Annotated in this window: 1 protein-coding gene; it reads right to left on the bottom strand. The window is 53.3% G+C overall.

Annotated features, from left to right (window positions below; translation table 11 throughout):
- Positions 1-283: 283 nt before the first annotated feature.
- Positions 284-951: IS3 family transposase (locus tag K3G39_RS20410; protein WP_220628021.1), on the bottom strand; the 668-nt coding region annotated here is incomplete at its 5' end.

Raw genomic sequence — 951 nt, forward strand, 5'->3', positions numbered from 1 at the left:
CCGCCAACCCCAACAACAAACAGCCCCTGTTTCCCCAAAGAAGCAGGGGCTGTCTTGCTTATAATCTAGCTTAGGGAAGGCAGGGAACGCTGGCACATAGACATAAGCCGATAGCTGCGCGGGCAACGGCAGATGCACACAAACGTCCCAGAAATTATCATGTTTAGGTAATTCTAGCTTTAGCTAAAGCTAGCTAATAAGACTTTCTGATTTTATTGTTCAGACATTTGGTCTTCGAAATGCATTTCAACATCTTGAATCGTCCTGAAATAAGTTGACAGGTTTAACAAAGTCCCGGTTTGTTTAGGCAGGCCGGGATTTTTTCTTGGTGTACCTGCTGTGGTGTTCTCATGTTCAGGGCCAGATGCAGCCTGTGCTGGTTATAAAGCTCTACGGCTTGCGCCAATAAAAGCTCTACCTGCCCTAAGTTCTCTAGCGTGCCTCCCAGCCCGAATTCCTCTTTGAGCGTTCTGTTCATGCGCTCGGCCAGCGCGTTCTCATACGGGTCTGAGTCCTGGGTCATGCTCATACGCAAGCCTGTGTCTGTGGCCAGGCCTACGTAGTGACCAGAGCAGTACTGCAGTCCCCGGTCCGAATGATGGATGGGCTCTGCCGCGGTCTGTTTTTCTCTCAAGGCCGTTTCCAGCGCTTTGCCCATGCTTATAGCTTCCATGTTGGCAGCCGCAGTGTAGCCCATGACTCGCCGGCTGAAGGCATCGGTCACCAGATTCACATAACAAGTGCCCTGCCGGGTCCTGACGTAGGTAATGTCACTGGCCCATACCTGCTCGGGATGCGTCAAGGATAGCCCCTTGACCAGGTTAGGGTACTTGCGCAGGTGGTGCCGCGACATGGTGGTCTGCACGTAGCGCCTGCCTGGCTTTATGAGCAGGCCAAACTCCCTGAGGCAGCCAAAGAGCCTGTCCCTGCCCACTTTGAGGCCCAGGCTCC

The organism is Pontibacter sp. HSC-14F20, from assembly GCF_019599265.1.
Taxonomy (GTDB): Bacteria; Bacteroidota; Bacteroidia; order Cytophagales; family Hymenobacteraceae; genus Pontibacter.